Source organism: Paenibacillus sp. FSL R5-0517 (assembly GCF_037974355.1).
Lineage (GTDB): Bacteria > Bacillota > Bacilli > Paenibacillales > Paenibacillaceae > Paenibacillus.
Genome location: NZ_CP150235.1, coordinates 17,094 through 43,344, shown reverse-complemented (window position 1 = coordinate 43,344; position 26,251 = coordinate 17,094). Strand labels below are relative to the sequence as shown.

At 45.8% G+C, this 26,251-nt stretch carries 29 protein-coding genes, 1 rRNA gene and 1 riboswitch; of the genes, 2 read left to right on the top strand and 28 right to left on the bottom strand.

The features are described from left to right. Positions 1–69: 69 nt before the first annotated feature. The 14 genes from MKX40_RS00205 to MKX40_RS00140 all read right to left on the bottom strand — a co-directional run bounded on the left by MKX40_RS00205 (position 70) and on the right by MKX40_RS00140 (position 13,027). Positions 70–1,023, bottom strand: coding sequence for a ribose-phosphate diphosphokinase (locus MKX40_RS00205; RefSeq protein ID WP_017691370.1), 954 nt, complete (start codon positions 1,021–1,023; stop codon positions 70–72). Between the two features lie 101 nt (positions 1,024–1,124). After that, positions 1,125–2,525 carry a bifunctional UDP-N-acetylglucosamine diphosphorylase/glucosamine-1-phosphate N-acetyltransferase GlmU gene (gene glmU / locus MKX40_RS00200; protein ID WP_301289664.1) on the bottom strand — a complete coding sequence of 467 codons (1,401 nt, stop codon included), beginning with the start codon at positions 2,523–2,525 and terminating at the stop codon, positions 1,125–1,127. Positions 2,526–2,593: 68 nt separating this feature from the next. Continuing rightward, entirely contained in the window at positions 2,594–2,788 is a 195-nt protein-coding gene (locus tag MKX40_RS00195; protein ID WP_339238927.1) for a hypothetical protein, read from the bottom strand. Between the two features lie 83 nt (positions 2,789–2,871). Then, the gene (gene spoVG / locus MKX40_RS00190; protein WP_017691372.1) at positions 2,872–3,156 is read right to left on the bottom strand and encodes a septation regulator SpoVG; all 285 of its coding nucleotides are present in this window, start codon (positions 3,154–3,156) and stop codon (positions 2,872–2,874) included. A gap of 188 nt (positions 3,157–3,344) precedes the next feature. Then, on the bottom strand, positions 3,345–4,172 hold the full coding sequence (purR, locus tag MKX40_RS00185; protein WP_017691373.1) for a pur operon repressor: 828 nt from the start codon (positions 4,170–4,172) through the stop codon (positions 3,345–3,347). Between the two features lie 97 nt (positions 4,173–4,269). After that, the gene (ispE, locus tag MKX40_RS00180) at positions 4,270–5,124 is read right to left on the bottom strand and encodes a 4-(cytidine 5'-diphospho)-2-C-methyl-D-erythritol kinase (RefSeq protein WP_076320281.1); all 855 of its coding nucleotides are present in this window, start codon (positions 5,122–5,124) and stop codon (positions 4,270–4,272) included. A 149-nt stretch (positions 5,125–5,273) separates the two neighbouring features. Further along, a complete protein-coding gene (locus MKX40_RS00175) occupies positions 5,274–5,450 on the bottom strand; it encodes a small, acid-soluble spore protein, alpha/beta type (RefSeq protein ID WP_017691375.1) in 177 nt (58 codons plus the stop codon). A 250-nt stretch (positions 5,451–5,700) separates the two neighbouring features. Then, a complete protein-coding gene (locus MKX40_RS00170) occupies positions 5,701–5,976 on the bottom strand; it encodes a Veg family protein (RefSeq protein ID WP_053778931.1) in 276 nt (91 codons plus the stop codon). Positions 5,977–6,129: 153 nt separating this feature from the next. Continuing rightward, on the bottom strand, positions 6,130–7,026 hold the full coding sequence (gene yabG, locus MKX40_RS00165) for a sporulation peptidase YabG (protein WP_339238925.1): 897 nt from the start codon (positions 7,024–7,026) through the stop codon (positions 6,130–6,132). Between the two features lie 59 nt (positions 7,027–7,085). Continuing rightward, positions 7,086–7,988 (bottom strand): 16S rRNA (adenine(1518)-N(6)/adenine(1519)-N(6))-dimethyltransferase RsmA, encoded by a 903-nt coding sequence (gene rsmA, locus MKX40_RS00160; protein ID WP_339238924.1) that lies wholly within the window; start codon positions 7,986–7,988, stop codon positions 7,086–7,088. A 4-nt stretch (positions 7,989–7,992) separates the two neighbouring features. Next, positions 7,993–8,538 carry a ribonuclease M5 gene (gene rnmV / locus MKX40_RS00155; RefSeq protein ID WP_339238922.1) on the bottom strand — a complete coding sequence of 182 codons (546 nt, stop codon included), beginning with the start codon at positions 8,536–8,538 and terminating at the stop codon, positions 7,993–7,995. A 155-nt stretch (positions 8,539–8,693) separates the two neighbouring features. Beyond that, positions 8,694–9,878, bottom strand: coding sequence for a ubiquitin-like domain-containing protein (locus MKX40_RS00150; RefSeq protein WP_339238921.1), 1,185 nt, complete (start codon positions 9,876–9,878; stop codon positions 8,694–8,696). A 271-nt stretch (positions 9,879–10,149) separates the two neighbouring features. After that, positions 10,150–10,403, bottom strand: a riboswitch (cyclic di-AMP (ydaO/yuaA leader). A 241-nt stretch (positions 10,404–10,644) separates the two neighbouring features. Next, positions 10,645–11,415, bottom strand: a complete 771-nt coding sequence (locus tag MKX40_RS00145) for a TatD family hydrolase (protein ID WP_339238920.1) — start codon at positions 11,413–11,415, stop codon at positions 10,645–10,647. A 334-nt stretch (positions 11,416–11,749) separates the two neighbouring features. Beyond that, a complete protein-coding gene (locus tag MKX40_RS00140; RefSeq protein ID WP_339238919.1) occupies positions 11,750–13,027 on the bottom strand; it encodes an HD domain-containing protein in 1,278 nt (425 codons plus the stop codon). A 317-nt stretch (positions 13,028–13,344) separates the two neighbouring features. On the opposite strand from MKX40_RS00140, the gene MKX40_RS00135 reads away from it, so the two are divergent. Beyond that, positions 13,345–13,599: an AbrB/MazE/SpoVT family DNA-binding domain-containing protein gene (locus tag MKX40_RS00135; protein ID WP_024633700.1), complete on the top strand. Its 255-nt coding sequence runs from the start codon at positions 13,345–13,347 to the stop codon at positions 13,597–13,599. A gap of 205 nt (positions 13,600–13,804) precedes the next feature. Here MKX40_RS00135 and rsmI read toward each other — a convergent pair whose 3' ends face one another. The 12 genes from rsmI to MKX40_RS00075 form a co-directional block, all read right to left on the bottom strand. Then, positions 13,805–14,689 carry a 16S rRNA (cytidine(1402)-2'-O)-methyltransferase gene (gene rsmI / locus MKX40_RS00130; protein ID WP_253428872.1) on the bottom strand — a complete coding sequence of 295 codons (885 nt, stop codon included), beginning with the start codon at positions 14,687–14,689 and terminating at the stop codon, positions 13,805–13,807. A gap of 2 nt (positions 14,690–14,691) precedes the next feature. Then, positions 14,692–15,471 (bottom strand): tRNA1(Val) (adenine(37)-N6)-methyltransferase, encoded by a 780-nt coding sequence (locus tag MKX40_RS00125; protein ID WP_339238918.1) that lies wholly within the window; start codon positions 15,469–15,471, stop codon positions 14,692–14,694. Between the two features lie 95 nt (positions 15,472–15,566). Beyond that, a complete protein-coding gene (gene yabA / locus MKX40_RS00120) occupies positions 15,567–15,935 on the bottom strand; it encodes a DNA replication initiation control protein YabA (protein ID WP_017691386.1) in 369 nt (122 codons plus the stop codon). Between the two features lie 28 nt (positions 15,936–15,963). Then, positions 15,964–16,764, bottom strand: coding sequence for a stage 0 sporulation family protein (locus MKX40_RS00115; RefSeq protein ID WP_053778939.1), 801 nt, complete (start codon positions 16,762–16,764; stop codon positions 15,964–15,966). A gap of 117 nt (positions 16,765–16,881) precedes the next feature. Continuing rightward, positions 16,882–17,853 carry a DNA polymerase III subunit delta' gene (gene holB, locus MKX40_RS00110; protein ID WP_253428866.1) on the bottom strand — a complete coding sequence of 324 codons (972 nt, stop codon included), beginning with the start codon at positions 17,851–17,853 and terminating at the stop codon, positions 16,882–16,884. Positions 17,854–17,862: 9 nt separating this feature from the next. After that, complete coding sequence (locus MKX40_RS00105) at positions 17,863–18,306, bottom strand: YaaR family protein (protein WP_017691389.1); 444 nt, start codon at positions 18,304–18,306, stop codon at positions 17,863–17,865. Positions 18,307–18,650: 344 nt separating this feature from the next. After that, entirely contained in the window at positions 18,651–18,980 is a 330-nt protein-coding gene (locus tag MKX40_RS00100; protein ID WP_017691391.1) for a cyclic-di-AMP receptor, read from the bottom strand. 61 nt (positions 18,981–19,041) lie between these two features. Further along, positions 19,042–19,689 (bottom strand): dTMP kinase, encoded by a 648-nt coding sequence (gene tmk, locus MKX40_RS00095; protein WP_339238917.1) that lies wholly within the window; start codon positions 19,687–19,689, stop codon positions 19,042–19,044. Positions 19,690–19,906: 217 nt separating this feature from the next. Continuing rightward, positions 19,907–20,599 carry an LrgB family protein gene (locus MKX40_RS00090; protein WP_339238916.1) on the bottom strand — a complete coding sequence of 231 codons (693 nt, stop codon included), beginning with the start codon at positions 20,597–20,599 and terminating at the stop codon, positions 19,907–19,909. Then, entirely contained in the window at positions 20,569–20,946 is a 378-nt protein-coding gene (locus MKX40_RS00085; protein WP_339242856.1) for a CidA/LrgA family protein, read from the bottom strand. The genes MKX40_RS00090 and MKX40_RS00085 overlap by 31 nt, the downstream gene beginning before the upstream one ends. Positions 20,947–21,521: 575 nt before the next feature. Next, complete coding sequence (locus MKX40_RS00080) at positions 21,522–23,348, bottom strand: aminotransferase class I/II-fold pyridoxal phosphate-dependent enzyme (RefSeq protein WP_339238915.1); 1,827 nt, start codon at positions 23,346–23,348, stop codon at positions 21,522–21,524. A 254-nt stretch (positions 23,349–23,602) separates the two neighbouring features. Next, positions 23,603–23,788, bottom strand: a complete 186-nt coding sequence (locus MKX40_RS00075; RefSeq protein ID WP_017691396.1) for a sigma factor G inhibitor Gin — start codon at positions 23,786–23,788, stop codon at positions 23,603–23,605. 495 nt (positions 23,789–24,283) lie between these two features. On the opposite strand from MKX40_RS00075, the gene MKX40_RS00070 reads away from it, so the two are divergent. Next, a complete protein-coding gene (locus MKX40_RS00070) occupies positions 24,284–24,808 on the top strand; it encodes a hypothetical protein (protein ID WP_076216777.1) in 525 nt (174 codons plus the stop codon). A 631-nt stretch (positions 24,809–25,439) separates the two neighbouring features. Here MKX40_RS00070 and MKX40_RS00065 read toward each other — a convergent pair. Together MKX40_RS00065 and rrf are read right to left on the bottom strand one after the other, a co-directional pair. Further along, positions 25,440–25,880: a hypothetical protein gene (locus MKX40_RS00065; protein ID WP_253428854.1), complete on the bottom strand. Its 441-nt coding sequence runs from the start codon at positions 25,878–25,880 to the stop codon at positions 25,440–25,442. Positions 25,881–26,092: 212 nt separating this feature from the next. Further along, positions 26,093–26,209, bottom strand: a 5S ribosomal RNA gene (gene rrf / locus MKX40_RS00060). Between the last annotated feature and the right edge of the window lie 42 nt (positions 26,210–26,251).

The window sequence follows — 26,251 nt, the reverse complement described above, 5'->3', positions numbered from 1 at the left end:
CGCCGACAGGGGTTACATTTTCCATTGAACCGGAAAACGTAACCCCTCTACTACTTTATGCAGACGTCCTTATTCAATTTCAAACAGCTTGCTGATTGACAATTCCTCATGAACCCGGATAATGGCTTCTCCGAGCAAAGGCGCTACAGACAACACTTTGAGTTTGCTTGTCGGGTTAGCATGCGTAATTGGAATGGTATCCGTTACGATGACTTCCTTCAATGGTGCATTCTCCAAACGTTCCATCGCAGGTCCGGACAATACCGGGTGAGTACAGCACGCGTATACTTCTTTTACGCCGCCTTCCATCAGAGCATTCGCTCCCAGTACAATCGTTCCCGCCGTGTCAATAATGTCATCGATCAGAATGGCTGTTTTGCCCTCGATATTACCAATAATGTTCATCACTTCGCTCACATTTGGCTCAGGACGACGTTTATCGATAATCGCCAGGGGTGCATTCAGGAAATCAGCCAGTTTACGTGCACGCACTACGCCACCGTGGTCAGGCGACACAACAACCGGATTTTCGATCTGTTTCGACCGGAAATATTGAGCCAAAATCGGCACGCCGAGCAAATGGTCAACCGGAATGTCGAAGAATCCCTGAATCTGCATTGCATGCAAGTCCATCGCGATGACACGCGTTGCACCCGCTTTTTCAATCAGGTTAGCAACCAGTTTCGCTGTAATCGGGTCACGCGAACGCGCCTTGCGATCCTGTCTTGCATAGCCGTAGTAAGGTATAACAACGTTAATCGTCTTGGCAGATGCCCGTTTGAGTGCATCAATCATCACGAGCATTTCCATCAGGTTATCATTAACCGGCAAGCAAGTGGACTGCACGATGTAAACGTGACAGCCCCGAACACTCTCGGAGAGTTTCACTTGAATCTCGCCATCACTAAAGCTGGTCGTGTGGGATTCACCCATAGGGATCCCGATATAATCAGCAATTTGATGGGCAAGCTTGGGGTTAGAATTGCAAGTAAATATTTTTAATTTCGAATCAAAATAAGTCATAAAATAAAAACCCTCCGTGCTGGTTCATTGGAATCTATAAGCGTCTGCGACATGTCGGCACCTCCCGGATCTTCGGGAGGCAATCTTGTTATCAAAACCCCTTATTGGGGTTTGGCATTTTGTTTCTTGGCTTTGGCACGTCCGCGAATCTTCTCCGCATAACCAGGTTTATTCTCCTGACGTGGACGAGCAATGGCCAGATCATTCTCGGGAACGGAATGGGTAACGGTAGAGCCAGCAACGACATAAGCGCCTTTTCCTACCGTAATTGGTGCAATCAGATTGACGTTGCTACCTACGAAAGCATCATCTTCAATCGTCGTTACAGCCTTATTATAACCATCATAATTGACAGTTATTGCCCCGCATCCAACATTTACGTTTTTCCCTACTTTGGCATCCCCAATATAGCTGAGATGAGATACTTTGGAACCTTCGTCAATTGTAGCATTTTTCACTTCAACAAAGTCACCAATTTTTACGTTGCGACCCAGTTTAGTTCCTGGACGCAAATTAGCAAATGGACCAACCGTTGCATCAGAACCCACTTCGGCATTGGATAACACCGAATGTTTAATTGTAACTCCGTCCTGAATAACGCTGTCTTCCACATCTGCCTGAGGACCAATATGACATGCTTCGCCGATCGAAGTTGTGCCTTTGAGAATTGTCCCCGGATACAATACTGTATCTGCTCCAATCGTAACATCCGCTCCGATATATGTCGATGACGGATCAATGATTGTAACACCGTTCAACATATGACGTACAGCGAGACGTTCACGCATGAAGGCTTCTGCTTGCGAAAGTGCCAATCGATCGTTAACCCCGATGGATTCCGCGATGTCATCCGACATGTAAGCCTCAACCACATCTCCATCATTACGCAAAATGCCGATTACGTCTGTGAGATAATATTCTCCCTGAGCATTCTGGTTCGTTACTTTATCCAGCGCAGCGAACAATTTTGCATTATCGAAGCAGTATGTGCCTGTGTTAATCTCATTCACAGCATCTTCCTGTTCGTTGCAATCCTTTTGTTCTACGATCCGCTGTACGGAACCATCTTCTCCACGTATTACTCGGCCGTAGCCTTTGGGATTGTCCAACTGAGCCGTAAGTACTGTAGCTGCCGCCCCGCGACTCTCATTGTGATTCATCAGACCTTCCAATGTCTCACGAGTCACGAGCGGTGTATCCCCACAGACCACAATTGTGGATCCTGCTTCGCCGCCAAGCAAGGATTTAACTTGCTGTACTGCATGTCCTGTGCCCAGTTGTTCCGCCTGGAGTGCATACTCCGCCTTGGAACCTAAAAATGACTGCACCGCTTCGGCACCATGGCCGACAACTACCACACTGCGTTCAACGCCTGCGCTGAGTGCTGCATCCAGCACATGTCCAACCATAGGTTTACCGCATACGGGATGCAGTACTTTGTACAATTTTGACTTCATTCGTTTGCCTTGCCCTGCGGCAAGAACGATTGCCATTCGTTTCAAAGTTAACGACCTCCTGTTCTGAAAAACCCATTGAAATGCATTGCTTATCTATATCCAATGAGTATCGTTCAGCCGGCTTCACGCCGGTCTTGTTCATCGCCTGCTGTCTCTGTAATCACACGTAACAACGCGGACACCAACGAAATGTGACCTATATGTATACGCCGTGTACCTGCGAGCTTAACCGAATCCCAATGATTCCTAAGATGCCGCCCTGCCACCAAGCGCACGATGCGCTTTTTGTTCTCTGCTAATAAACTCAATACTGAATATATCTTATTCCGATCAAAAAGAAAAGAGAGCCATAAGACATGGCTCTCTTTTCCTTCGAACCCCAATAATGTTCTCAGGCACCTTCTTCAATGACTTCTTCCTCAGTTGCAGCACGATCGTATTCAGTCAGAACTGCTGCCTGAATCTTCTCACGCGTACCGGAAGAGATCGGGTGGGCGATATCACGGAACTCTCCATCAGGAGTGCGCTTGCTCGGCATAGCAACAAACATTCCGTTGTTACCATCAATGACACGAATGTCATGAACGACGAATTCGTTATCGATGGTAATGGATGCGATAGCCTTCATTCTCCCCTCCGAGTTAACACGGCGGAGTCTGACATCCGTAATTTGCATGTGTGTGTTCACCACCTTTTTCCATCAGAACTTGGTGTATAATTCCACACGGCATATACGAACTCCTTCTTTTTATAACCATAAAAATTTCCTAATTTCAGGAATTTTTTTATTTAATACACAATTCGACAACGTTAGTGCTAGGTCGATGGAAAAGACCCTTTAACGACATAACATTCGTCATCTTTCTACAGGTCAAAATAGTTGCCAGGCTTGACGGAAATCTGTCTGCTCTTGGCATCAACCGCTGTCAGCTTCGCGAGAGATACGTAATCGGTTAACAGCCGTTCTTCTGAATCTACAGAACCAGATTCCACCAGTACCCCTACCCCGGCAACTGTAGCATTAAACTCGGCCAAAAGATCGATCATTCCTTGCACCGTACCCCCAGCCTTCATGAAGTCATCCACAATAAGTACTCTGGAATGCTCACGCATCGCCCTACGAGACAGGGACATGGTATGCAGACTTTTATGGGACCCGGATACATAATTGATACTTACGGCCGATCCTTCTGTAGCCTGATGGTCCCTGCGTACGAGCACGACAGGCAGGTTGAGCTGGGCTCCGGTCGCATAAGCCAGTGGAATTCCTTTGGTTTCTACCGTCATTACCACATCAATATTCATATTGCCAAAGGCCGTTGCAAAGATCTTGCCGGCTTCATTCATCAATGCGGGCTGACCAAGCAAGTCGGACATGTACAGGTATTCTCCAGGCAAGATACGATCAGGTTGCGCGAGCTGGGTCGAGAGCCGTTCCGCAAATGCAAGTGCCAGTTCTCGGGATACCTTCGGAATCCACCTTACTCCCCCGGCTGCTCCAGCCAGTGTATGCAGTTCTCCTGAGCCACCTTCTTCGAACACTTCCTTGATAATCGCCAAATCTTCACTAATTGAAGACTTTGCGGCACCATAACGTTCGGCAAATGTGGTGAGCGGAATAACCGTATGCGGTCTGGACAATAAATATTGCGTCATTTCAACCAGCCTTGCGCTTCGTTTTAACTTCTTCACAGAGATCCATCCTCACGATCACGGAAACATCTAAATCCGAATAATTATTTAAAAATATACCACCTTTATACGTGTTTGTACATTATAAAAGCGAATTTCATGTCAACATACGTACAGCGTACACTTCTTTACAGAAACCACGCAGGCCATTGTATATCCGGGCAACCTTGGATTCTTTGGAGACCAGTCCAAATACCGTTGGACCACTACCGGACATCAACACACCGTCTGCGCCCAACCGAATCATGGCATCCTTCAGATGCTGAACTTCTGGATACAGCTTCAACGTTACATCTTCAAGCACATTGCCCATCTGGTCACAGACTTCCGTAAAGGATTGGTTGCGAATCGCCTGTTCCATTTTAGCCGCACTCGGATGACGAACAATCTTGTCACTGCGGAACCTTCCGTATACATCGGCTGTAGACACATTGATTGGAGGCTTGGCCAGAATTACCCAACATTGCGGCGGATTAGGAATAGGAGTCAACTTCTCACCACGGCCTGTAGCGAGTGCAGTCCCTCCTGTGATACAGAATGGAACATCCGAACCGAGTTCAGCTCCAAGCTCCTGCAGTTCGTGATCCGGTATATTCAATCGCCACAGACGGTTCAATCCACGCAGAGCTGCTGCTGCATCACTGCTGCCTCCGGCAAGGCCGGCTGCAACTGGAATCTTTTTATCCAGATGAATATGGACGCCCGTATGCACGTTATAGCGCTCCTTAATCAGCCTGGCTGCCTGGAAAGCCAGATTTTTCTCGTCCAGCGGGATATAACCCGCCTGACTGGAGATAAAAATGGTATCGCGCGGCAGCTCCGACATTTCAAGCCGATCAGCAAGATCGACCATGGTCATGATCATTTCAACTTCATGGAATCCATCGCTTCTTTTATGTAAAACGTCCAGCATCAAATTAATTTTAGCAGGCGCTTTTTCGTAAATTTTCAAGGCGTTCACCCGTCCTCACCTTTTCCCTAAGACAACTTAACATATTATATCAAAATGGGGCTGTCAAGTCATTTCTATTCCGCATCTAAGGGGAAAAAGCGGGGTTGTCCCTGACGGATTTCCCCGCTTTTCAGTCTGCTTTAACCGGATTAAGATTTGCGGGCAGCCTGCTCAGCAAGTTGAATGGCTCTTTTCACCATGTTTCCTGCATCCTTGGCTTTGATTCCACCCCAACCTTCCTGTTGGACCGTATCATAGAAGCCCAGGTCTTTCGCGAGCTCATTCTTCAGATCCTCTGACATGACACTTCTTCTTCTGCGACTCATGAACCATCCTCCTCCTAAGTATCCATCATAATGTGATGAGTTCATTCACGTTTTGGACATATTGCCATCAGACCAAATGAAGTTTCCTGTATTGCTTAAGAAACTGTCCCTTCACCTGTACATATAGTATGCCGCGACCGTTCCTCACTCATTCCTGCGTATGTATGGGTTACCTTAGAAGATAAATGGTTGATTTTGTAGACATAAAAAAGCGATCCACCCGTGAGGTGAATCGCCTGTACAACGATACTTACGTCTCCATATAGGAGCTATGCGTCTGGCTGCCCGGGTCAAAAACCATGACTTCCACCGATTCCGTAAGTATATCCGCATAACTATAAGATACTCGCTTGAAGGTTTCTTGCTCCTCATCAAGCTTAACAATAAAAACAGAAGGGTACGTTTCTTCCAATACACCCGTACGCTCAATGGTCTTACGGCGGCCACCATTAGCCCGCAGCATAATTTTCTGACCAATATGTGCATCGAGATTGCGTTTGATATCCAACAGCGTGTTTTTAGCCATTGTCGACGACCACCTCTTTTCTTGTCCATTATACCGGATTTTACAGTCATTGTCAAATCAAAACTAATTATTATATCAGCATCAAAAAGTTGTTGTCAATGAATTTTTTTGCAAACAAAAAAAGCCCCAAATTGGGACTTTAAATGGCCTGCATCAGACTGCCGACGGGTTCACTTTTAGCGTAGATAAATCATTCAGCCCCGGCAGACCTACCCGGTAGCTCCCCCGTGTCTCGACACCACCCACACCTTGGCTACCACTGATCGTATTGTGCAGAACATCATTCATGTTGACCGTTTCCCGTACCGATGTGAAGGAAGCCTTGGCTGCCACGTAGACCGGGTCAAGTGCATGAATGAGGATTCTGCCTGGAGAACTGGCAAAGTTCGCTCCAGCGCGCAGCAGTGCCTCAAAATGGGACTGACAGGCTCCTGCCACAATAGTGAGTGCATCCAGATGGCGTTCATATTGTCTGGCCACCTGAATGGCCGCCACAAAATTTTGCGAGTTCTTATAACTACCAAGACTATATAAGTCATAGGGCTGACGTGTCTTTAACACCCCATCATGACCCGTAATGACCACGATATCTGGACGTACTTTGGGTAATAAACGGTATAAGGTATCTGCCATTGCCGATTCATGAACGTATTGTCCCTCTGCGGGAACACGAAGTTGCTCATAGAGATCCATACTTTTTTTCAAATAGTTCGGATCACCATCCAGATGAAGCACCTTTCCCGGCATTTCAAAATAAGCCGGCTCCTGCTGAGCAGACCAGTCCTGTACCAGACCTTCACGATTCCGCTCAGCCTGTTCCATACGAATCTGTTGCAGGCGGGAAAGGGTCTGATGTGCTTTAATATGCGCCTGTCTGGTCTTGGCGCTTTGCGGTTCGTAAGGAACCTGTATCAAATCGTCCACTGGGGAATCGGCAAGCAGCCGGAACTCAGTCCCTTTAATGACCGCAGCATCCAACTGAAGGCCTTCCACCCGAAAAGTCACATCGCCGCCGTATGACTTCCGAACGACCAAGTCTCCGATATTCATCAACGTAATCACCTCTACCCCATCGTATGGGCAGAGACCCGGTTTGGTTCATTCGAATTTTATAATGCTGCGCGTACCCCTGCTTCCCACATTACGGTGCTGAGTGTAGCATACTCCTGCAGACTTAACGTCTCTCCGCGTCGGGATGGTTGGATACCTGCCTGCTCCAGCAGAATGTCTGCCTGTTCTCGGTTCTCCTTTGTGAAGAAACGAGCCTTCAGGTTGTTCGAGATTGTTTTTCTCCGCTGGGCAAAAGAAGCCTGTACCACTTCGAAGTAGTGTGCTTCATCGGGAATCTCAACTGGTGGTTGCTCACGCACCTTCAGCTTAATGACAGCTGATTCCACATTAGGTTGGGGAATGAAGACCGTCGGTGGCACAATACACACAAGCTCAGGAATACTGTAGTACTGAACTGCGATGCTCAGACTGCCGTAGTCTTTCGATCCCGGTGCAGCAGCCATGCGTTCAGCCACTTCTTTTTGGATCATGACAACAATGCTGTCCACTGGCAGCTTCTCTTCCAACAGTTTCATCATAATTGGAGTCGTTACATAATAAGGCAGGTTAGCCACAACACTGACTTTGTCCACCGATGCAAAATCGCTTTGGAACAGTTCAGCCAGATCAAGCTTCAGCACATCACCATGATGCACACGTACATTCGGATAAGGCTGCATCACTTCTCCCAGAATGGGAATCAAGCGCTGATCAATCTCTACGGCTGTGACAGGACCCGCTACCCGGGCCAATCGTTCCGTAAGGGCTCCAATACCCGGTCCGATCTCTAAAGCGCCCTTGGACTCGTCCAAATCGGCTGCATTAACAATTTTGTTCAGTATATTTTGATCGATCAAAAAGTTCTGACCTAGACTTTTCTTAAATGAGAATCCGTGTCTTTGAATAATTTCTTTGGTTCGCTTGGGCGTTGCAATTTCTATCGTCTCTTCCATATCCTTCATATGCTCACAATCCTTCACGTTCAATTTGCGCTAATGCTGTAGAGAACTCTTCCCGTGTAATCTGAAATACACCGAGACGTTTGTGGAACTGCTTACCGTTACAATATCCGATACCCAGCAGATTGCCCATCTCCATGCGACGTGCAGCAGCCTGCGGATGCACAATAAGTCCTGCCGCGATCAGGTCCTCCCAATCGATCAGGCTAGGAGCGCCTTCGTATGAAGTATGTACACGTGCCAGAGCATGACGGATTGCCTCCGGTGAGGCATTCTCCACCCCAATATCCCCTTTGCGTGTGGCATCGGCTTCCGGAATGAAAGCATGTTTGCAACCAGGCACCTTATTCGCAATGATTTTACGAATGCGTTCGCCGGCATGATCCGGATCTGTCAGTACAATGACTCCCCGTCTCTCCTGAGCAAGCGCAATCCGGTTCAGAATGCGTTGGTTGATGGCTGATCCACCTGTTTCTATGGTATCGGCTTCCACGGCCCGACGGATGGCTACCGTATCATCACGGCCTTCCACCACAATGACTTCTTTTATCATGTTCCATTTCTTCCTTTCTAACGCAAAAAGAAGAGGAATATCCTCTTCTCTGCCAAACGGCGGGGGAGACTGAATTCAGACCCCTCCGCCGCATATTCCGCATGAATCATTCATGCAACTATTTTATAGCATTCCCATTTCAAAGTAAAACGATTTTAGTTCGCTTCCGGCTTCACCGGACCGATCACGTAGACCGTCTTGCCTTTCTTGCGTCCAAAATTCAGGGCATGCTTCACACTGTCATAATATACGTCAATTTTGTTGCCTTTAATGGCACCGCCTGTATCTTCCGCACGACGGAATCCCAGACCTTCGATATATACCCACCAGCCAATTGGTATGACTTTGGGATCAACCGCAATGGTGCGTCCTTCCGTTACACGAGTACCAGAAGCTGTTTTGGTTCCAATGCCAGGCTCTTCGGAAGAGTAGGCAGTCATGGATACATTCTTAAGTACTTTGGAGTATTTAAAAGAAGTCCCGGATACGGTAATCACTTTGCTGCCCGAGGCAGATGTTTTCTTCGAGTTCGTTGTTGTAGCTTTTTTCGTTGTTGAAGTCTGAGCTGATACGGTCTGAATCTCTGGTTTTTTCACGACCGGTTTTGCTTTGGTGCCGACAGCAATAACTTTATCTACACGATTATTCGCGACAGATTTGCCGACCATTTTTTTGGAGACCAATTCTCCATCCTGAAATACCTTTTCGATGTGCTGTACAATTGTGCCTTCTTTGCCGTTCACAACGACACGGTTATCCCCTTTGTACAAGCTAGGGTCAGCCGTTTTAATTACTTTGTAAGCGATTGGTTGTTCTACATCCACTGTACGCTTTGTTACGCGCACTACACGGATCTTCATATCTGCTTTGATCGCAGTTCCAAGCGCCGGATACACCTTATCATTACTTTCAACTTGAATACCTGATTTTTGAATTGCATCTTCTACCGATGAATCCGTTGTATACAGAGTCTTGGTGTCTCCGTCTGCCGTAATGTTAACTGGAACGGCCCGCTCAATAACGATTCGGTCTCCATCTGTAATCGCCCCGTTCATGGACATGGATACCTTATCGTGAGGGCTGACTGTGATCGACTGCTCCTCCAACATTTCCTGAAGCATTCCTGTACGAGTCTCTACCACCTGAGCTTTGCCATCAATAACCAGTGAAATTTGTTTCCCGGCCTGACCGTAAACGACTAACAAGATCATGATTGTAAGCGCAATTGAGAAAATCGCGATCAATGCCATTTGACGCATGTTCTCATGCTTCCACCGCAACGCGAAAGACTTACTGGATGATCGTGACTCATGGGTCTCTTCTGGTTGGAATGTGCCCACTTCTCCGTCCTCCTTCATAGCCTCGCCGTCTAAAGTAACGCATGATGTCTTTGACGTGACTATACCAAATTTTCTACAGAACACAGATCGAACCAACTGATCGGTTCTGCACCATGAATCAATCTTCGCAACATGATGTCATCCTCCTGAATACCTACCGTATGATGACAACATTTCTTTTATTCAAAAACAAAAAAGCCAAAGAAAGAGTGTAAGAGGAACTCTTTCGTGGCTTCCGAATGATTTTGAATATCGGAAATTCATGCACGAGGTTGCCTCTCTTTTTCCGCTTGCGAGGTTAGCTGTCGGGTTCGGGCGAAAGAGAGCCGCCCTATCTTGGGTCACCCGCTCATGGCGGACGCCCTTGAATTCACCCCGAGACCCAAAGAAGAAATCAAATACGGCTTCGCAGTTCCCTTCGCTGCTTTTGGGTCAGCGAACGTTGCGCATCGGCCAAATTCACCGATGTTTAAGCCCTATTGGTTCCCCCGCTCTCCGTTAACGGAGACTCAGCGAGACTGATTCATGAAAGTAATGTTGTTTCATCGGAAAGTGTCCCTTTGTTCATCCCCCGAACATCTGTCCAATTTTCCGCACAACAATTCACTGAAAAGATGATATCCTGTTTTGATGCATGTTGTAAAGCGTTGATCAAGTACGTTTTTCTGAATATTTGGTTAAAATATTGTAATATTCTTGATTTATTTGGATCAAAGGGCAAATTAACTCCGCTTACCTGCCTTTTTCACCTCATTTGCTCGTTTTTTTAACGAATTCCAAATCGTTCCATGGCATTTTTGGTGGTTATTGCAGCAATTTCCTCCACCGAAATGCCTTTAATTTCCGCAGCTGCCTCTGCAACCAGACGTACATGCGCTGTCTCATTTCGTTTCCCGCGATAAGGGTGAGGTGTCAAATATGGAGCATCGGTTTCAATGAAAAATCGGTCCATCGGAACCTTCGCCAGCACCTCTTTGGGTTGCTTTGCGTTTTTGAAGGTAATCGGTCCTCCGAAGGAGAGATGGAAACCCATATCGAGACAACTTTTCGCTGTTTCCCAGCTGCCTGAGAACGAGTGCATCACACCACCAACCTCACTCGCCTTCTCTTCACGCAAAATTCTTATGATATCCTCATGTGCATCCCGATTATGGATGACAATCGGCATGTTCACTTCACGCGCCAAGGCAATTTGTTGTCGTAATACGCGATGCTGTATTTCCTTCGGTGAAGTATCCCAGTGATAATCCAATCCAATCTCACCGATTGCCACCACTTTTTCATGCTTGCATAAAGATGCAATCCACTCCAAATCCCCCTCCTGCATTGTGATCGCATCTACGGGATGCCAACCTACAGCTGCATAGATAAAGTCATACGTTTCAGCGAGTTTCATTGTGGTTGGAATTGTCTCCCGGTTAAAGCCAATGTTGATCATGCGACCAACTCCTGCATCCACAGCACGCTGAATCATGTCCTCGCGGTCCTCGTCGAATTGTGGTGCATCCAGATGTGTATGTGTGTCGAACAGCATCATGTCTGTATCTCCCTTCATGTCGAAATAACGACTATCTTCTTTTGAAAATTTAATTGGTGAAATTCAAATTTTTTAATGACTCATACAAAAAAACATTTTGGACAATCTGTATATTACATCATTACGTTTGTTTCTTCACAACTACAATATATAGAAGATATAAGGATATTCTGATCTACATATTGCTGATTGTGCTAACTTTGCCTACTTTCATTTACAAAATTATGTCGATCTACATATACTCCCCATTAAAGCAGATTACTGTATCATGAAAAATAGCTCTTTTTGAAAGTCTTTTGATATCTAAATTCTTCATTGGATTATACCCACACGATTACAAGAAATAGGGGCGTATATGTGACGGTAATTCATGAATAATCGCATCCACCTTGTTTTGCGGGTAATACAAATGATGTTTCCCCCGGTGAAGCCCGCTGATGGAACGGACAATGTCAGATACTTCTGACAACTCACGTAAATTGTCCTGTCGATCCAGAAGAAGAATCTGCTTATCCGTGGATTCATCCGGACGAAAAACATCATACGGATTATCGGAAGGAAAATCAATTTCAAGATCATATTCGGGATCAAGACCTGCCTGTACAAAAGCTTCCCGAATCTCTTCTATTATTGTCAAGTCGACCTGTTCAAGCTCTACATACTTATATAACTTGCGATCCATAAAACGTTCGCATAACTCACTCAGAACAGTATCGTCCTCCTTTCGCCACTGTGTAAATGCCGTCTGAATTAATGCTTCATCCAACTGCAAATATTCATCCACGGATAATTCTCCTGCAAATAATTGAGGGAGTGGATCAATCATGAAGCGAAATTGAAAATCATGCTGTATGAGTGTTTTTGCTCGCTTGAATATTTGCCGCAATAGAATTTCAGAACTACGAGTTACCGGATGGAAGTAAATCTGCCAATACATCTGATACCTAGACATGAGGTAATCCTCCACAGCATGCATACCTGACTCCTTGACTACAATCCGTCCATGATAAGGACGCAGCATCCGAAGGATGCGATCAAGGTCAATCGTGCCGTAATTTACACCTGTAAAATAAGCATCCCTGAGCAAATAGTCCATTCGGTCTGCATCAAGCGGGCTGGTCACCAAGTTCACGACAATCGGCTTTTCGTACGTTTTTTGAATGACAGATGCCACTTTCTCAGGAAAATCAGGAGCATACCGTCTTAAGATCGCCCCTACTTCGGTATCACCTGTAATAATGCGACAAGTCCAATCTTCGTGATTCATGTCAAAAGCTTCCTCGATGGAGTGAGAGAATGGACCATGCCCGAGATCATGAAGCAGAGCTGCACACAGAGCTACAATCTTTTCTTCCTTCGGCCAATCTGAATAATGACTTCTTTCAAATTGAGAGATGATCTTGCGTGTAATTTCATAAACACCTAGTGAATGTGAGAACCGGCTATGCTCTGCTCCGTGAAAAGTAAGGTAAGAAGTACCGAGTTGGCGAATCCGGCGTAAACGCTGAAATTCCGGGGTGTTAATTAACTGCCATATAACCGGATCTTGCACGTGGATATAATTATGTACCGGATCTTTGAATACTTTCTCTTCCGTTAGTCGTTGTTCCATGTCGATTCACTCCTTTAATTTCTTTTATATTAACGCTTTGAGCTCCACGATTCACCTAAGATTCGACACGTTATGACGAACTTTGTCGAATAACGTAGTTTTGTCGTTTTCCAAATCGACAAACTTGGCATTGTTGTTTAAATGCGAAAAATGGCTGCCAATCCCTTACCACCAGTAACCTTGTGAAAAACAGCCTTAATTTTAAGCTAATTTTAAGGTTGACTGTTTTGGGAATCGTTGGTATGATGAGTATCATAAAACATAAAATAATGTCGAATAATGACAATGATAGTTAGCTGAGAGGAGCACTGATTATAATGATGAAATCAACAGGTATTGTAAGAAAAGTGGACGAACTGGGACGGGTAGTTATTCCAATCGAATTGCGCCGTACGCTCGGTATTGGTGAAAAAGATGCTCTGGAAATCTATGTTGACGGCGAGCGCATCATGTTGAAAAAATATGAGCCTGCTTGTATCTTCTGTGGTAATGCAGAGAACGTTACTTACTTCAAAGGTAAAATTGTTTGTAACGAATGTATTTCCGAAATCCCTGCACCTGTGACAAAATAAGAAAAACCAGGTATACTGGACTTATCTAAATTGTTATTTCTAACCTTTTTAATATTCCTTAATGGCCTTCCCGGTGTGAACCCCACCGCGGAAGGTATTTTTTTGCCCTGTTATGGGTTCCATTACCCAAAAACTACATGAATGTTGAATATAAGGTTCTTTTCAGGTTATGTTCCCCATAACAGAAGATATTGGGTTAGATTGGCTACTCGATTAACGCATTATATACATCCCGCTTCGTCAGACCACGATCGGTTGCCGTTTTTTTCATCGCATCTTTGCGATTATATCCTTCACCCTCATAATGGCTGACATGATCCGCAAGTGACATCAGCTGCCACCATGCTTCGCGCTCAGCCTTCCGCTCCTCTTCCTTAATACCTTCCACCAGCAAACAGTACTCGCCAAGAGGTGGATGCTCTTCAAGCCAGTCTATGCATTCCTTCACAGTACCCCTTGCGAATTCCTCATGACGCTTGGTTAGTTCACGAGCAAGGACAATGGAGCGATCACCCAGAATTTCTTCGAGGTGGACTAATGTTTTCCGAATACGGTGAGGTGATTCATAAAATAACAAAGTCCCGTTGGATTCGTCAAAAGCCTCCAGCACTTTTCGCATGTCCTTTTTCTCCCGCGGCAAAAAACCGCCGAATGTAAAACGCTCCGTCGGTAATCCGGACACGATCAGAGCAGATAATGCAGCATTGGGTCCAGGGATGGGAATGACCGTTATTCCGGCTTCCAGTGCAAGCTGTACAAGGTCGGATCCCGGGTCCGAAATGGCTGGCAGACCAGCATCACTGACGAGTGCCAAATTTTTTCCTTCTATTATATAGCGTATCAGTTCAGGTCCACTTGCCCCCTTGTTATGCTCATGATAACTAAACAGCATCGAAGGTGTAATTTCAAAATGAGTGAGCAGCTTCCGGGTCTGTCGTGTGTCTTCTGCTGCAATGATGTCACAACTCTGCAATGTCTTGATGGCTCGGAAGGTCATATCCTCCAGATTACCAATGGGTGTTCCAACCAGATACAGCTTGCCTGATCCTTCAAGCTGCTCCGCATAGCTTTTCTGAATATGCAAAGTCATCTCTATAGTCCTCCTTTCGTAGTACGCTCAGCATGTTGCTGGCCATAGTAAATATCCATAATCTCTTCGCAGTATTTCCCCTCTTCATTGTAGACAATGAGTGGAGGAAGCATCCTTACTTCCGGTTTACCATCTTTCATGCCTTCAATTAATACCATGTTGGCTTCCAGATGAGCACGGGGATGTACCATCCGAATTCGTTTCGGCTCCAGCTTATACTCACGCATGAGCGAGATAATCTCTGCAAGTCGCTGTGGACGATGAACCATCGATACTTTGCCGCCATTACGTACAAGTCGACTGCAAGCCTGGATCACTTCTTCCAAGGTACACCCGATCTCATGACGTGCCATTGCCTGATGTGTGTTCATTTTGAGGTCACTGCCATTCAGGGGCATATAAGGGGGGTTTACCGTTATTGCATCGTATACAGCATGTCCCGTTTCTTTCACCAATTCTCGCAAATCACCTTCACGAATCATAATTGATTCGTCCAGTGCATTTAATTGAACGCTGCGACGAGCCATATCCGCCAAACGAGGCTGAATTTCGATTCCCTCCAGACTAGCCTGTGTACGCGTTGTAAGCAAAATGGGAACCACCCCGTTACCTGTACACAAATCAAGTACACGACCGCGTTTAGGTACGGAAGCAAATCGGGCTAATAATACCGCATCCATCGAAAAACTGAACACTTCATCACTTTGAATGATTCTTAAATCATGAGAGAGCAGATCATCAATCCGCTCTGACTCCTGTAACGCGACTTCATTTGCTTTCATATGTTACGCTCATCCTCCGGTATTCTATATCTCATGTTTGTTACTTTTAGGTTTGTAACCTTGAAAAAAAACCGTAGGGGATCCCTACGGTCACTTCATTTATTCAAAAAAGACAGGCAGAACAGACAATCGCCTTCCGTCCGCAGATGTCCATAATAGACGTTGCAGATATGGAAGCCTTCGTGATACAACCGGGCCAGATTATCATAGCCTTCACCCACAACATCTTCACCTGTAGCCGGACCTGCTGGTCTTGCTACGGGAGCGAGTGCTGAGGAGATTGGCAGATCTGCCGGAGCCTCACGTTTGAGCAATTTGCGTAATTGCTCATTCTCGATGGTAAGCCGCTGATTATCCTCAAGCAGCTCCTTCACAATCATTTTTAACTCTCCTAAATCACCGTGCAACTGACCCAGTTGGGTTTCCATTTCATGAATGTGCGTAAACAGATTTTTCTTTTCCAAGTTTCCACCCCGAAGCAACCTTTATGGTTTACTTGATAACGACGTCATCCAGCGGAAGTTCTTTGACTTTACTGATGTCGAACAGTTGAACATGGACTGTGCGGCTACCGGCATTAATTCCGACAACTTTTCCTTCACCCAATGAGGTGACGACCAATTTGCCTACAGCTGGCAGTTCTTCTCTCACACTTTCATAGTTATCATGCTCAAATTTCAGACAGCACATGAGTCTTCCGCACAACCCTGAAATTTTCGTCGGATTCAGTGACAGGCTCTGATCTTTAGCCATCTTGATTGATACCGGCTCAAAGTCTCCCAGCCAGGAAGAACAACACAATACACGGCCGCAAGGTCCGATTCCGCCAAGCATCTTCGCTTCATCACGTACACCAATCTGTCTCAGCTCGATTCGTGTCCGGAATATGCTTGCCAGATCCTTGACCAGCTCCCGGAAATCAACTCTTCCTTCAGCTGTAAAATAAAATATGATTTTATTGCGATCAAACGTAAATTCCACATCGACCAGCTTCATTTTGAGGCCATGGTCTTTGATTTTATTTAAACAAGTACCGAATGCTTCTTTCGCTGCACGCTTATTTTCATCAACCACACGGGCATCGGTCTCGCCCGCAACGCGGATGACTTTCTTCAGCGGCAACACCACATCGGACTCGCCCACTTCCTTCTTACCAACAACAACCTTACCGTACTCTACCCCCCGCGCTGTCTCCACGATAACGCAGTTTTCTTTCTCAATGGGAAGGTCCAGGGGATCGAAGTAATAAATTTTGCCCGCTTTTTTGAAACGGACACCCACTACACTGTACAAAAAATTAACCCCCTTGTAAGCCAACCCCACTTCGTCTGAAGCCCCGTCTTCTTAGGGAACCGGCCGAAGTTATAACCGTTTGCATATGATTGGAACTAACTTATCCCTCTCCCAGTCTTATGCCAAACCGATCAAAAATTGCTCCAGACAAAGCTGGCCATTGACGTTAAAACGCAATTTTTTTCTGCATGCTGCGGCCATATCCATATAGGAGACCCACTGCTCTGTGCTGCGGGTATGTGCCAACTGAGATAGCATGTCTAACTGATCTATAAAAACGATATGTTCATGCCTATCGTACTGAACATACAGCATGTCCCTAAACCATAGATGGAACAAACTGAGTAACATGTCCAGGTGTTCAGAGAGTCCGGTTTTAAAAAGCTTCTGCTGTGCAGAGATCAATGATGTACTTCCTCTACCCAGGGACTCCTTCCCTAATTGTAACATTACGTTTCTAATTTCTGCAAACCAATTCTGCTGGAGAATTTCTCTACATGCTTCCAATCCTGACGCTAAATGGACGGCAGAGCGAGCCAGATTGGCAGGGTGCCCTTCCTCAATTAGTGATTGCAGCATCTCTTCCGGATTGAGTGCGCTGAACGGCACCAATTGGGAGCGTGAACGAATCGTAGGCAACATGGCCTGTCCATTATCTGTAATCAGGATGCCAACTGCCGGTACCTGCGGTTCCTCCAGGAATTTCAACAAACTGTTTGCTGCCTGAACCGTCATTTTCTCGGCTTGTTCTATAATATATACTTTGGGATGACCTGCCTCTGATCGGTATGAAAAGATACGCTGCAGATCCCGGATTTGATCTATTTTAATATTGTTTCCATCTGGTGCAAGCATGGTTAGATCCGGGTGGTTACCATGATCCACCTTACGACATTCAAGACATTGCCCGCACGCGTCATCTTCAAGCTCTGTACAGAATATTGCCTTGGCAAAGGTAATTGCCGTCTTCCGTTGCCCGCTTCCCGCTGGACCGCTAAATAAATACGCGTGGCTTATTGCCTGACGTCTCAAACTGCTTTGTAACATTTGCTTGGCCGCTTGTTGACCCATAATCTGTTGAAAGGACATACTTCCTCCTCAGAAGCTTAAATTAATAAGCATCCCCCGAATTTCGCCTACTTGTTGCAATAGAGAGATTTTTCCTTCTTCTGTATCCAGCAATTCATCTGCCATGGATAACAGAGCGGAGTCAATTTCATCAATTAGCTTATAACGCTTGCCTCTGCCCCGACGATCCCAACCCCTTGTCTCTTTCATGGATACACCGCGACGAACGGTCTCTTCCAGGAACCTTTTAACAAGTTGCTTATACGCCTTCAGTTCACGAATCGTCATGGAACGTGCCAGGCGATCACCTTGAAGCTGGATTTCACTAAACCGGCGATTCAGTTCAGCTTGTGAGGCCCGTTCCCCCTGGTGGTTCATCATATCAGAGAAATTTTTGGATTGAACCGGTTTGGAGCCTGAATCAGTAGAACTGATCCCGCTCTGAATCGGTCTGAATCCAGGATTGATTTTCATGGATACGCCCGCTTTCTATCAAAGTTAGCTAATCGCCCATCAGCACAGTGCGCGTTGCGCCTGTGCGTGAGGATGAGGCTTCTATATATGCTGATCACACTCTATATAAATGGTAGATATACATCACCATTAAGGACTTGTTGTTTGTAGTCAACCTCTTTCCGAATGAGCATTCCCCAGCTAGAAAATGTTCATTCGAAAAAGAGTGTGCCCATTCTTCTGATCAAGAAAGGCGGTTCCATAAGTGGCACACACGAACTTCTTTTAAAGCTGCTTGCATCCATCGTTTCCAACATGCTATTGATCATGAAAGACCCTCATGGGTTCCATGCAAAACGTTTAAATTAGAAGTGTTCGAAGCGATCTACCGGGAGAACAAATACAGTAGCTCCACCTACTTGAACTTCAACAGGTAGCGGCAGGTAAGAGTCGGTTGTTCCACTCATCGGTGTGACCGGAGTCACGAGCTGTTCACGAACCTTACAGCTGCTGCGAATGACGTTCATTACGGACTCGACTTGACCATCATCGACACCGATCATAAACGTCGTGTTGCCTGCCTTCAAAAATCCACCCGTACTGGCCAACTTCGTTGCCCGAAAGTTTGCTTTGACCAATGCGCTGGATAATCGGTTGCTGTCTTTATCCTGTATAATCGCAACAATCAGTTTCATCCTGCATAACCTCCTTCAGAATAAGCACCTTTATTAAATGCCCTGTCTATATATTAGACAATTACTCGTCAAAATCCTTCAAAATCCCTGTCTCCAGCGACAAAATCATCGCTGCCAAGACATCCTCCTGCTTCATGGAAGCATCGATAACTCTGATTCGTTCCGGGAACTGCTCTTTTAATAGGAAGTAACCCTCTCGCACTTTACGGTGAAACTCCAGATTCTCCAGATCCAGACGGTTCACCTCGCGGCCATCATGAGCGTCGATCCGTGCAAGCCCTACTTCAGGCTCAATATCCAGATATAAGGTCACATCCGGCATAAGATCACCGATCGCAAAGCGATTAATAGCCCATACATTCTCTATCCCGAGTCCACGGGCATATCCTTGATAGACCAGACTGCTATCGACAAATCGGTCACAGATGACTGCTTTTCCAGCTTTCAGCGCAGGCTCTACCTTCTCCGCCAGATGCTGGCTGCGTGCAGCTGCATACAATAGCGCTTCGGTTCGAGCATCCATTGCCGTATGAAGAGGGTCCAGGATAATTGAACGTATTTTCTCCGCAATCTCAATTCCGCCAGGCTCTCGCGTAACTACGTAAGGTATACCCCGTTCTTCAAAATAAGAACCTATTCTACCAATCATCGTTGTTTTACCGGAACCCTCTCCCCCTTCCAGCGTAATGAATTTACCTCTGCCCTGCATATGCTTCCCTGCTTTCTATGTCGATAATTGCATCTATTGCTGCTGTAATTGAAAATGCTTTGACCCTCTTGCTACAGGATATGATATCCCCCGCCCAGAGGTGTATAGCTACAGCTATATCGGTACGTAATAATAACACCAAGATCATACAAGCTTGTTTCTTACTATAATACTATAGGTCAGCAGTTACTCCAACATGAACAACAAAGTAAAGCGTTCAACCGTAGATGATCCATACCCATAATGGAAGCATCATTGATCCGGCAATGGCACTTACAATCATGGATACTGAACTGAGGGCTACGGCATTCTCTCCATATTCAAATGACCTTGCCATGCCGAGGGCATGAGATGCTGAACCCAATCCAATTCCGTAGGCATGTTTACTGCGGACTTTGGCCCATTTCAAGAGCATCGGCCCCAGTAATATCCCTGAGAATCCTGCAATCATGACAAACAGCGATGTGAATGAGGCATTCCCTCCAACCTGATTAGCAAGTTGAATAGCAACAGGAGTGGTCACGGATTTTGGCAATAAAGCGATAACCATCTCTTGAGGATACCCCAGAAGAATGGCGATTAAAGCACCTGTGGACACCCCTGTAATACTGCCTCCGATCGTTCCGCCCACAATTGGAATGATATTTTGCTTCAGCACATGCAGATGTCTGGACAAGGGAAATGCGAGAGATACAACTGCTGGGCCCAAGAGTTCCTGTATCCATTTGCCACCTAGCATATACGTTTCCAGCTTTATACCGGAAATCACCAAGATCAGGATCAGGATGGCAGTCGTTGTGAGTACAGGCATAAGTATCGGCCATTTCAGCCTTTTATATAGACGAGTGGCTGGAATATATACAGCGATAGTTAGCGCGATCATTCCAATTCCGAGGATGAATGCTGACAAGTGATCGCCTCCTTTTTACCTGAATGAGACGATCTCCATGTCATGAGCCACTCACTTAATTTGGCAGATATCAGACATGTGATTAATGTGCTGACGATCAAACCAAGGACTAAAAATAATGTGTTAGCTCTAAAAAAATCAAAATGATTAATGATGCCAACAGTAGGTGGAATGAACAATAATTGCAAATGGGATTGAAGCCACGTTGACCCTTCTTCTCCCCAGCTCATTTTGACCCATCCCAGTTGAATGGCAATGAACAAAACCAGCATACCCACAATACTTCCTGTTAACGGCAGATGTAATAGAGTTTGAATGAGGTTGCCAATCCAATAAAAACCGTACATTAACAAAACTTGCAGGACTATTCCTGTATATTTTTTTAGCGGAATACCCAAAGTGTTCCCTTCTTTCTTATGTCTATCTGTATAAGCTGAACTAGAGCGTGTCTTCGTACCTGTCGAAAGCTGGAACGTAACTGAACGTGTCTGGAGCAGAACACGGAGCGGAAGCGCTAACGACCCTGTGACATCTTATTCAGCAATTTGAAGCGTCCGCAGCAATCTAAGGATTCTGAAACACGCTATATTGGAATAATCAGCCGTTTACAGCGTGTTTGTTAGGTGATTTGGGTTAATAACAAGTCTCAGGTTCCTTACAAAATAAAAGGAGAACTCGAAGGCTAAATAAGATGTACTCGGTTCCTTAGATTATCGTCTGGACAATTCGTCAGGATCAGCAATCCTTGACTTCAAAATGTTGGACCCTGACATCCTTCAACGTATTGCATGCCTGAGTTGGAAGATAGCAACTAGATTAATGACCAAGAGACCCTCACATGTGTAGGGTCCGGTATCACTAACCGTATTGGTCATACAGACTACCGTTGGTAAATGTAATTCAGACTTCATATGTGTATTTATCAATCCTTCATGACCTTTAATACCTGTAGTGATGCATCTGATACCCCGTGAAACTTCGCTCCTTCATCACGCAGGAGTTGTATACGCTCCACTATCGTTGGACTTAGGCGTTCACCCGGATAGACAAGCGGAATCCCTGGAGGGTATGGAGTAACCATCTCGGCTGATCGACAGCCTGCACTTTCTTCTATCGGAACATTGATCGTATCCGTCTCCACAATTGGTTGCAGTGTGAAGGAGATCGGTTCCGAGTAGCAAGTGTTTTCTTGTAAATTGTTCCACGTGGAAATATAATGCGCAGAATCTTTAGCGAGTTGATGTGATGTCTCTGCATTAGATTGGACCTGCTCATGCCCATTGGCAGAGCTGATATGGTGTAAAGCCTTCAACAGGTGCTGAGCGTCTTGCACCGTTGAGCCCAGGCTGAAGAGCAAGACGACGTACCGTTCGTCGCTCATCTCGGGCACACAGCCGCATGCTTCCAGCTGCTGCTGTAGCCCATAACCGCTCAGCACCCCTGCGCCGTCATAGATGACGGCCTTGAATGGGTCCTGAGCGGTATACCCCGCGGCAGATGGCATCGCCGCCGCGGGCAGGCCCTCCCGTGTCTGCTGCGCAGCGGACACGGACATACCAGCCGGCTTCGCTGTTCCGGCTGGCGGTTCTGGCTGCAGCGGCTGTGCAGGCTGCAGCAACTGAAAGCGCGGCAGCTCTGCGAGGCCGCGCTTAAAGGCGTTCACAGCGGCGAGCCCCGCCGTGAACGTGTCCACGCCCTGCACATGCAGGAGCCGGCGCGCCAGATCAAGCGAAGCCATCACCGGGTATGATGGGCTTGAGCTTTGCACCATGGACAGGCGCTGCCTTAACAGGGACCGGTTTAATCGTGGTCCCTGGATGTGCAGCATCGCACCCATGGTGAAGGCCGACAGCATCTTATGCGTCGACTGCACGACACCGTCTGCTCCGCATGACAGTGCAGAAACAGGCAGCTCCGGATGCTGCCCATAATGCGCGCCATGCGCTTCATCTACGAGCAATGGCATGCCAGCAACGTGGCATACCTCGGCAATGGGCGTCAGATCAGCGCCCATGCCGTAGTAATTGGGCAAAGTGACAAGTACGCCCTTTGCCTCAGGATAGGACTGGACAGCAGCCTGAACCGTCTCAACCGACGGCATGACCGCAAGTCCAGACGCTGGATCGACCCACGGCTCCAGAAATACAGCTCTTGCGCCGGCTAGCATTAACCCGTGAATAACGGATTTATGTACATTCCGCTGCACCAGCACAATACTGTTCGGCTCATCACACACAGTAAGAAGTAAGGACAGATTACCAGCCGTACTTCCCCCCACAAGGAAGAAACTCTCCTCTGCACCAAAACAATCTGCCGCAAGCTCCTGTGCTTCCTGGATCACACCTTCCGCATGATGCAAATCGTCGGTGCCCGTAATCTCTGTAACATCCATCTCCATCATCTCCAGGAATGAACGATCCGGTCCTAATCCTGTCTCCGAATGAGTCGCTTCATCGCTGAGTCGTTCCCCATTCCCTATGGTATCCCCATCGTTCTCCACTAAACTAAGTTGCTCTATCCTTCTATTTACATTTCTTCCCGCTTCGCTCTGAATATCTCCGTTGTGCTGGTGTTCCTCATTAACAATATCCTTAACGGGGGATTGTCCTTCTTCTGCTGGTTTCAGCAAATGTCGGTAAGCTTGTCCATTCTTATGCCCAGGCACATGAAAAGAACGCTGCTTCGAATCACGATACGCAAGCAACGCTTCATATAAAGGGGCTCTACTTGATTTATTTTTATGTTCCATGAAATAACCATCCTGTACATATATAATGTGCGCCCGGTGCGCTCCCACATGCTTCTTAATCCAAGGAACGCCATTCTTCCCCATCTCCACACGCGCTGCTGCAAATTTTCGATATCATTATATCAGCATACGCCTTCCTTAAATGGCAGACAAGACTCTCTCTCCTAAAAACAGAAAAAGGCCCAATGGGCCTCTATACACATCAGCATCTTTACAGCGTGATGTTTCGCTTCTACTTCTATTAGCAATATGCATTATGCGTTTTTTTGTACCCAAATTTGCTTCATTTGATGAATAAAATAATTGTACTTGGCATCCTGCGCATCGGTATGAACCATTTCTGCTTCACAAGTGTCACATATGAATTCAGATACAATAAAAATGCCTTCTCTTTTTCTTTGCTCGCAGATAATACATGTGTGTTCGGCATGTTCTTCCATGAACCATCCCACCTTGTTTTACGTTTACTATCAGTATTGCACAGTTTCTATTATTTTATACATTTTCATAGTGCTTTCTTTCTATAAAATATATATATTCGCCCACCCCCTCCGGGGTGTCTGTACCGAAAAATACATTCATCTTCTGATCAGGAGCATTCATCTACTTATGTCTACACTGTTATCCTGCATCCATCGCATTTCCCTCAAAATCACGTATCCCTTAGTATGGCTCAAAACTTATATTCAAATTTCTTAAAAAAACTTGGAATCTCAGCCGATATATAATACATGATAACGATATCAAAGCCTGACAGTCCATGCATTCGAGAGTATACTGAGATAAGCTCAGTCGAATCTCAATATCTTGTACAATCGTCATGGCGTGATAGACAAGGTTCATATATACATACATAATGCATTCCCTTTTACACGTATAAGAAAACAAATACCTATCCCACACAAACGTGAATTTGAAGGAGGATATATAAACGTATGATCGCCGAACCGGAGAATAAAGCAACATTTTATCAATACCGGCTTCTGAAAAAAAAGGCTATCGCCCGCAGTGTCATCTATAGTTATCTTTGTTTGCCGGTCATCATGCTTTTATTCAATCTACTTGCATTCTCTTGGACTGGCCTCTTCTTTTTTGTACTGGCAGGCCCAATCACCATTTGGATTCATTATGTCATTGCCAGAACAATATTACTTTTGGTACGTACCTCTTACGCTAAACGGTGGCGCTGGAATCTGCGTATGCCTTGGTTAGGTTATATCCCTGATCAGCATTTCAGCTTCCGTATGTTTGTCCGGGTACACCTTAACATGAGCTGGATTGGACTATGTATCATTACAGTATGTTTGATATGGTCCCCATTGTCCTTCACCCTCTCGCTGATCTTCTGGCATTTGTGGTTGCTGGGTCCTCGCTTATATGTTGTCATGGTACTCTCCCGCGAGCGCAAAGATGGACTCATCAAATTAAATGAACAAGATGTCTCATATTATCTGCAATAATACCCTTCGTTCATCCAATAGTGCAGTATCTCATTCACCTGTAATACATAATGGCCTGAGCCCCTCGGATATTTGTTAAAAAAGAGCTCGTATCGTCCAGCTGGCTCAGCCTCACATGATCAAACAAAGGTTATCCACAGTGGATAACCTTTATGTTTTGTTCCCTTCCTGTCCCTTATCCACAGTCTGGGTATGGCTAAATTAGTTATCCCCATGACAGACTCCATTCTTCTCCACTTTTTCATCTGCTGTTCCATATCCTTTAACTCCAAATATCTCGTATACTTTACTCCTATGAGCGATCCTCTATCTCCCTTCTAGCCTAGCCTTCCATTAACCATTCAATCTACCCCATACCTTTATATAACTACATCTCTCGTCCTCTACCTTTAAAAGCTCAGCACACCCCTATAATAGTTCAAGCGCATATACTCGCCTTTCTGTACCACAATATCTACTCCTAATCCTCTTTACCTTTATGGCTTCTCTTGCATTACACACTAGGTACTCCGATCACGATTGCAGCCTACTTCGTAAAATAACAAAAAGCCCCCTATCATGTACACGGGAGCTTTACTATATAAGGAACATCACAGCGTTAATTTTCATATCCAATCTTACACGTAGCAGCTCAATCGTCTTCAGCCAATGATTTAACTGTCGTTTGAGTAGCATCATTTCTAGGAACCATTAGTGTAAAGGATCCATCATGTACTGCTAAATGCACAGTATGTCCTTCCTTTGCAAATACTCGCAAGGTACTGGATTCATTGGATGTACCCTTGGCTTGCCTCTCTGTCCAACCCCAGCTTTTAATCTCGTCTAGATATACCTCAGGCAAGCTAGTGCTCTCACTAATACCAGACAGCGTATATCGAACATAGTCCATATCCGAATTGTTCTCGGACTGGTCAGATTTATTCGCTACTTTAGGCACCGGGAAACTCTTCTCGTTCACCGCACCTTCATATGAAGTCCATACAGATCCTGAAGCTTCACCGCATCCTGCCAGAACAACGGTCAAACAAAGCAACAGAATTGATTGTAGTCCAAGTCTCCGCCAACTTAACACACACACCCTCCTTTTCACAGCTGCACATTCCAGCTCTGTGGTCAGGTACTTTTAGCATATTTAACATAGTCCTATTATACTGGTTTTGCCGCTGTTATCCGTAACAAAAATGTTACCTTCATTTGACGATCATGTTAGAGCTTCCGCTCATCATCTCTAATCCTTATAAACAAATAAAAACCACCACCGAATAACATCGGCAGTGGTTCTTCGCTTGGCGGCGTCCTACTCTCCCAGGACCCTGCGGTCCAAGTACCATCGGCGCTAGAGGGCTTAACGGTCGTGTTCGGGATGGGTACGTGTGGAACCCCTCCGCCATCGCCACCAAACGCGTAGCTTACATTTCAGAGTGGTTGTTCTCTGAAAACTAG